General features: G+C 64.1%; 4 protein-coding genes. 2 read left to right on the top strand and 2 right to left on the bottom strand.

What is annotated here, in order from left to right:
* Positions 1–17 precede the first annotated feature (17 nt).
* Positions 18–2,663 (top strand): ABC transporter permease, encoded by a 2,646-nt coding sequence (locus tag VJ464_00575; GenBank protein ID HKQ03595.1) that lies wholly within the window; start codon positions 18–20, stop codon positions 2,661–2,663.
* Between the two features lie 97 nt (positions 2,664–2,760).
* Here VJ464_00575 and VJ464_00570 read toward each other — a convergent pair whose 3' ends face one another.
* Positions 2,761–3,954, bottom strand: a complete 1,194-nt coding sequence (locus VJ464_00570; protein HKQ03594.1) for a DUF3089 domain-containing protein — start codon at positions 3,952–3,954, stop codon at positions 2,761–2,763.
* Between the two features lie 131 nt (positions 3,955–4,085).
* A complete protein-coding gene (locus VJ464_00565) occupies positions 4,086–5,558 on the bottom strand; it encodes a GH1 family beta-glucosidase (protein HKQ03593.1) in 1,473 nt (490 codons plus the stop codon).
* 177 nt (positions 5,559–5,735) lie between these two features.
* On the opposite strand from VJ464_00565, the gene VJ464_00560 reads away from it, so the two are divergent.
* The gene (locus VJ464_00560; GenBank protein ID HKQ03592.1) at positions 5,736–7,298 is read left to right on the top strand and encodes a BACON domain-containing carbohydrate-binding protein; all 1,563 of its coding nucleotides are present in this window, start codon (positions 5,736–5,738) and stop codon (positions 7,296–7,298) included.
* Positions 7,299–7,323 lie beyond the last annotated feature (25 nt).

The raw sequence follows: 7,323 nt of genomic DNA, 5'->3' as shown, positions 1-7,323 counted from the left end.
GGCAAGCGGAGTTAAACATGAGATTTCCGTTGTGGCGGCGGCGCGATGAAGAGCTCGACGAGGAGATCCGCGCGCACCTGGAGATGGCGGTGCGCGACCGTATGGAGCGCGGCGAGACGGCTGAGCAAGCCAGGCGGGCGGCGCTGCGAGAATTCGGCAACGTCGGGCTGGTCAAAGAGGTGACACGAGATGTGTGGGGGTGGCGGTGGTTGGAGCAGATGGCGAACGACCTGCGCTACGGCGGGCGGAGGCTGCGCAGCGCGCCGGGGTTCGCGGCGGTGGCCATCATCACGCTCGCTTTAGGCATCGGCGCGACGACGGCCATCTTCAGCGTCGTCAACTCGGTATTGCTGCGACCGCTGCCCTACAAAGCGCCCGAAAGGCTGGTGATGGTCTGGGGCAATCTCTACCGCGAGGGCCTCGAACAGATGAACGCTTCGCCGCCCGAGTTTCTTGATTATCAAGCGGCCGATCAATCGTTCGAGCAGTTCGCGGCTTATCACTGGCAAGGCTTCAACTTCACGGGCGGCGACCAGCCGGTGCGCGTCGTCGGCGCCAAAGTCACGGCCAGCCTTTTCCCGCTGCTCGGCGTGTCGCCCGAGCTGGGCCGCGTGTTTTCGGAAGACGAAGACCGGCCCGGCGCCGAGCGGGTCGCGGTCATCAGCGGCCGTCTGTGGCAGCAGCGCTTCGGCGCCGACGCGAACATTATCGGCAAGACCGCGCAGCTCGACGGCAAGCCGTTCACGATCATCGGCGTCATGCCTGGCTCGTTCGACTACCCTTACAAAAATATCGCCGTCTGGGTGCCGGTGGCATTCGCGTCTGACGACCTGAAAGAAGGCGAGCGCGGCTCACATGGCCTCGACGTGATCGCGCGGCTGAAGCCGGGCGCGACGATTGCGCAGGCGCAAGCAGAGATGAAGGCGCTCGCCGCGCACATCGGCGAACAACACGGCGATGCGTATCCGAAGGGCTTTGGCATCGATCTCGTCTCGCTGCACGAGCAGACGGTCGGCGACGTTCGCCCGGCGCTTCTCGTCTTGCTCGGCGCTGTCGGTTTCGTTCTGCTGACGGCGTGCGCCAACGTCGCCAACCTGCTGCTGGCGCGCGCCAGTACGCGACGGCGGGAGATGGCGCTACGCGCGGCGCTCGGGGCCAGCCGCGGGCGCTTGATGCGGCAACTGCTGACTGAAAGCCTGCTGCTGGCAGTCACCGGCGGCGGGCTCGGCCTGCTGTTAGCGCTCTGGGGAGAGAAGGCGCTGGTCGCCGCCGCGCCGGGTGACATTCCCCGCCTGCAAGAGGTCGCCATCGACAGCCGCGCCTTGCTCTTCACGCTGTTGATTTCCGTCGTCACCGGCTTGTTGTTCGGACTGGCACCGGCGCTGCAAGCCTCGTTGCTCGACCTCAACGAGGCGTTAAAAAGCGGCGGCGGCAGATCATCGAGCGATGGCCGGCGCGGCAAACGTTTGCGCAGCGTGTTGGTGGTCTCCGAAGTCGCCCTCGCGCTGACGCTGTCGATAGGCGCCGGCTTAATGATCAAGAGCTTCTTCAACCTCAGCCAGGTCAGTCCGGGCTTCGACGCTCGTAACGCGCTCTCGGCGCGCATCGTGTTAACGTCTGAAAAGTACGCCGAGCCTGAGCGCAAGCGCGCTTTCTTCGACCAGCTCATCGAGCGCGTCGGGGCGCTGCCCGGCGTTGAATCTGCCGGCGTCGTGTCGGCGCTGCCTTTGAGCGGCTATAGCAATGACCGCAACTTCATCATCGAAGGGCGGCAAGGCATGCAAGGGTTGCCGGGCGACGTGCAGCCGACCAGCGACTACGTCGTCGTCAGCACGAACTACTTTCAAACGATGGGCATCCCGGTGGTGCAGGGCCGCGCCTTGCAAGAGCGAGACGCCGGCGCTGAGGTCAACGTCGTGGTCAACGAAGCGTTCGCCCGCAAGTTCTTCGCCGACGATGGCGCCCTGGACAAACGCATCAAGCTCGGCGGGTTGCAATCGCCTTTCCCGTGGTTGACGATCATCGGTGTTGTCGGCAACGTGCGGCACAAGGGATTGGATAAAGAGGTGAAGCCGGAAATGTACGTGCCGTACAGGCAGCGGCGCATGCCCGCGTGGCCGGTCGGGGCGATGTATCTTGTGGTTCGCGGCGGCGGTCAACCAGATGATTTGCTGGCGGGCGTGCGCGAGCAGGTGCAGGCCATAGACCCGGATCAGCCGCTCGCCAACATCGAAACCATGGCCGAGCGGCTTGGCGAATCGGTCTCCGAGCGCCGCTTCAATATGCTGCTGCTCGGCAGCTTCGCAGCGGTTGCGCTCCTGCTTGCCGTCATCGGCCTCTACGGCGTGATGAGCTATGCGGTCACCGAGCGCACGCAGGAGATCGGCATTCGCATGGCGCTCGGCGCGCAGGCGCGTGACGTGTTGCGGCTGATTCTTACAGAGGGAGGCCGCGTGGCGTTGCTCGGCGTGGCGGTGGGCGTGCTGGCCTCGCTGGCGCTGACGCGCGTGATGGCGGGCTTGCTGTACGGCGTCAGCGCGACCGATCCGTTGACCTTCGCCGGTGTGGCGTTGCTCTTGATCGCCGTGTCGCTGCTGGCCTGCTACCTGCCGGCGCGGCGGGCCACAAAGGTCAATCCGATTGTCGCGCTGCGCTATGAGTAAGGGACTAGGAGTTAGGGGCTAGGGACTAGCCGGAAAAGCCGCGGGTCAACGCTACTTTCTTACTAGCTCCTAGCCCCTAATCCCTAGTCCCTAGCTCCTACTCGTGCTTCTGCCGGAGGTAGGCTTTGCCTTGCTGGCGCGCGACCTCTACGAGATTGCCCATCGCCAGGTTGACATCGATCAGGTGCAGCCCCCAGTCGGCCAGCACCTGCCCATTGCTGATGATGTCGCCGACAATGTCGTCTACGCGCGGGTCCGCCGGGTCGCCATGCACGGTGACCGCAAGGTAAGAGCCTTGCTCGTTGGCTACACACTCGGCAGTCAGCATGCCGGGCAGGCTGACGAATGGCGTGGTGATCGGCTGCGTCGGCGTCACCCACGGCTTCGGCTCAGCCGTCGGGATGATGCCGCCCGCTGAATTCGTCAGATACGCATGCAATTCGCCGCTGCCGCCGCCGAGCGCCGCGGGGTTGACGCACGCAGCCACCATGCCGTCGCCTTGCACGCGACCGAAGCGCGTGTTGGCCGGCGGCGGGGCGCTGGCGCGGAACGAAGCGTAGGCGATAACGCAGCCCGTCTGCGAAGCCGAATGACAGAGCGGCACATTTTTGAACGCGCCGCCGACATCTTTGCCCTTCGGCACAGACAGGTTGGTGCCGAGCAGCATGGCCGAAATCAGACGCGCCTGCGCCGGCTTGCCGTCAATCTCGTTGCGAATCAGTTGCGTTAGCACGCCTGAGCCTTGCGAGTGGCCGATCAACACGACGCCGCGCCCCTGGTTGTCATGCTCAAGGTAATACTTCCAGGCGTCGGCGACATCGTTATAGGCCATCACGCGGTCAGCCGCCAGCGGCTTGCCGGTGAGCGCCGCGCGCAACGCCGTGAGCGTCACCTGCCGATAGAGCGGCGCGTAAGGGCGGCAGACCGAGGTAAAGCGCGCGAACTGCTGGTGGATGACGTTCATCTCTTCCTGGCCGGCCTGCATGTCGCTGTTGGGCGTCGGGTCCATCGAGACCGTCGGGTAGACGTAGAAACAATCGATTGGCGCTTTCGTGTCTGCCTTCCAGGTTTCGCGCGTCAGCTTGCCATTGGCGGCGACCACGGTGGTCGTCAAATCGATGGCGCAGGCGTCCTTGCGCCCGGGACGGCAGAGCCAGGATTCGGCCTTGCTGTAATCGTTCTTACTGACGGCGGTTGGCGGCGCGGGTTGCGCCTGCGGCTGCGCCATGCAGCGCCCGCCGAGCATCAGCGCGGCGACGAGCGCCATTGCGACGACGACATATCGAGACATCTTCATCCTCCTTGTGCGAAGGCAAAAGTAAAAAGGTAAAAGTAAAAAGGGCGGAGCCGGATTAAAAGGTAGGCCATGCCACTTATTCACTTTACCTCCTTACTTTTGCCTTTTTACTTTTTACTTTTGCCTTACATTACGCTGTTGCGGGCGATCACCTCGCGGTAGAAATCGGCGCTCAGCTTCGGCGTCCGCTTCTGCGTCTTGTAGTCAACATAGTGGATGCCGAAGCGGTTGGTGTAGCCGTCGGCCCACTCGAAATTGTCCATCAGGCTCCACAGGAAGTAGCCGCGCACCGGCACGCCATCGGCGGTCGCCCGCTGCAACTGCGTCAGGTAGTTGCGCAGGTACATCACGCGGTCTGTGTCGTAGACGCGGCCATCGGCGGCCGGGATGTCTGAAGACGAGCAGCCGTTCTCGGTAATGTAAATCTCTTTGACGTTCCAGAGCCGAGCGACGTGGCGCGGCCCCCAGTAGAGCGCCTCCGGGCCGACGAACAGCCACGGCGACGCCATGTGCGGGAACGACGCCGGGTGTTGCACGACGCGGAAGCCTGCCGCGGAATCGTCGGCGCGGATGTAGAGCGGGGTGTAGATGTTGATGCCGACGAAGTCGAGCGGGCTGGAGATGATCTTCAAGTCTTCGGGCGTGAACTTCGGCGCGTCGGCTCCGGCCTGCGCCAGATAAGCGTCGGTGTACTTGCCTTCCTGAATCACCGTCATGTACTGCGCGTTCAGCTCGCGAGTGGCGCGCCCGGCGGCCTCGATGTGCGGCGCGCTCTCGATGACCGGAACACAGATCGTCATGTTCTCGGCCAGACCGACACGCGTGCCGCGTTTGGCGTGAGCGCGAATCGCCTGCACCGCTAGGCCGTGGCCGAGCACCGCATGGTGGCGCGTCTGGTTGAATCGCCCCGGCGGCAGCTTGACGCCCGGCGCGTGAATGCCGATGCGATAGCCGAGCTCGACGAACGCGCCGAACTCGTTGATCGTGAAGAAGTGCTTGACGCGATCCGAAAGGTGCTCGGCGACATAGCCGGCATAATCGCCGAACGCCTTCGAGGTGTCGCGCGATTCCCAGCCGCCGCCTCTCTCCTGTAGCGCCTGCGGCAGGTCCCAGTGATAGAGCGTCGCGAAGGGCTGAATGCCGTTGGCAAGCAGCTCGTCAACCAGGCGATTGTAGAAATCCAGCCCCTTCGGGTTGGGCGATCCCGCGCCTTGCGGGAAGACGCGCGGCCAGGCAATCGAGAAGCGATAGACTTTGACGCCGAGCGCCTTCATCAACTGCACGTCTTCTTTGAAGCGGTGATAGTGATCATCGGCGACATCGCCGGTGGCGTTGTTGACCACCTTGCCCGGCGTGTGCGAGAAGGTGTCCCAGATCGAGGGGCCGCGCCCGTCTTCGCCCACCGCGCCTTCGACCTGATAAGAAGCGGTGGCAGTGCCCCAGAGGAAATCTGCGGGGAAGCGCCGAGCGCCGGGGCCGGCAGCCGTCGTTCGTTGAACGCTCGGCAACTGGGAGCCGAGCCCGGGGAGCGCCGCCGAGCTAAGCGCCGCCGTCCCCATCAGTTTTGCGAAGGCACGTCTTGAGAATTTCCTGAGCATCTGTCCTGGTCCCTCCACGGTGATTGGTGTTTTGCCTTTCGGTCGTCGCACTAGGGTATAGGCTTACTGGCCGGCTTTCAAGTGGCCGGGTCGGCGCTTCCCTTTCCCCCCTCCGGGTGTATAATCAATCACAGGACGCGATTCCTTCCGGACTCAACCTCCTGGAGGTTGCCCACCATGAGAGCGAATCGCCCGAGCGCCATCACGCACCTCATCATTGCCGGGTTGTTGCTGCTGCCGGTCATGTTCAGCGCGTCAACCGCGGCTCAGGATCAGCCAGACATCGTATGGCAGGCCAGCAACGCCGGGCCGTCCGTCGCCTTTTCCTCCGATGGGCAACTGTTGCTGACAGGAACGAAGCTGTGGAACGCCGCCGATGGCCGCTTGCTGCACGACTTCACGCTGCCGTACAACGGCGACGGCCCGAACACCGCCGTGCTGTCTCCCGACGGTCAGTATGCGGCCATCGGGATACAGGCATTCAACCAGAACCTCGACGTCTTCCGCGTCGGTGATGGGGCGCTCATCGGCGGGCGTATCAGCGCGCATAACAATGGCACGGTGGCGCTGGCCTTCTCGCCCGATAGCCAGTTGCTGGCTTCGGGAGGCAATGACGGCACCGCCAAGCTATGGCATATGCCTGACATGACTTTGATCCGCACGCTCAACGGCGGCGTCGGCTACCGGGCGCGAATCCGTGCGCTGGCCTTCCTCGACAATGGGCAGACGCTGGCGCTCGGTGGGCAGGCCGGTGTGGCGCTCTTCCGCGTCGCGGATGGCGCGTTGGTGCAGGACTTGAGCGAGGCCGTCTCGACGCGCACGCTGGCCGTCTCGCCTGACAAACAGACGCTGGCCGCCGGCAGCATCGCCATAGACCAGTATGGTCAATGCACAGATTGCTCGATCAAGTTCTGGCGCGCGGCGGACGGCGCCTTCCTGCGCTTCATCGAGGGCAACAACAATGGCGTCATCAGCCTGGCCTTCTCGCCCGATCAGCAGGTCATCGCCGCAGGCTCGGGCGACCGCGCCTACAACGGGGCCGTGCGATTCTTTCGCCTCACGGACGGCGCGCTGATCAAAACCTTTTACCAGGACCCGAACAATCCTGGTTCTTATGTGACCGGAGTCGCCTATTCGCCGGATGGCGGCCTGTTCGCCTTCGCGCGCGAGGATAACGTGGTCATCGTCACGCGCAACTCGCAATCGGCAGCCTCGTGCGTCGCCGCGCTATCGTCGAGCAGCCAGATGCTTCCGGCCACAGGCGGCGGCGGCAGCTTCAACCTGACAGCGCCCAACGGCTGTAGCTGGACGGCGACGAGCAATGACAACTGGATCATGGTGACATCAACGGCAAGCGGCAGCGGCAGCGCCCTGGTCAGCTTCGCCGTCCGTGAGAATCTCGACAGCAGCGCGCGCAGCGGGCAGATCACGGTCGCCGGGCAGCACTTCACGGTGATGCAGGAAGGGCGCGGCGGTGGCGATTGCAGCTACGCGGTGTCGCCGACCTTCACGACGATAGCGGCGGCGGGCGGCAGCGGGACGATCAGTGTGACGGCGGCAACGGGGTGCGGGTGGGAAGCGGTGAGCCGCAGCGGGTGGCTGACGGTGACGGCGAATGCCGATGGCATGGGCAATGGGGTGGTGAGCTACGTGGTGGCGGCCAACGCGAGCGGCGCGGCGCGCAAAGGCAAGATCAGCGTCGCCGGGCAGACGTTTGCTATCAAACAGAAAGCCAACTGAACGACTCTGTGTGAGCTTTTTAAGA

This window comes from Blastocatellia bacterium (assembly GCA_035275065.1).
Lineage (GTDB): Bacteria > Acidobacteriota > Blastocatellia > UBA7656 > UBA7656 > DATENM01.
This window is presented reverse-complemented; position numbering and strand designations above follow the sequence as displayed.

What these genes read in the sequence shown, in the direction of transcription:
- VJ464_00575 (HKQ03595.1), top strand. Translation starts at nt 18, where the DNA reads ATGAGATTTCCGTTGTGGCGGCGGCGCGATGAAGAGCTCGACGAGGAG.
- VJ464_00570 (HKQ03594.1), bottom strand. Translation starts at nt 3,954, where the DNA reads ATGTCTCGATATGTCGTCGTCGCAATGGCGCTCGTCGCCGCGCTGATG.
- VJ464_00565 (HKQ03593.1), bottom strand. Translation starts at nt 5,558, where the DNA reads ATGCTCAGGAAATTCTCAAGACGTGCCTTCGCAAAACTGATGGGGACG.
- VJ464_00560 (HKQ03592.1), top strand. Translation starts at nt 5,736, where the DNA reads ATGAGAGCGAATCGCCCGAGCGCCATCACGCACCTCATCATTGCCGGG.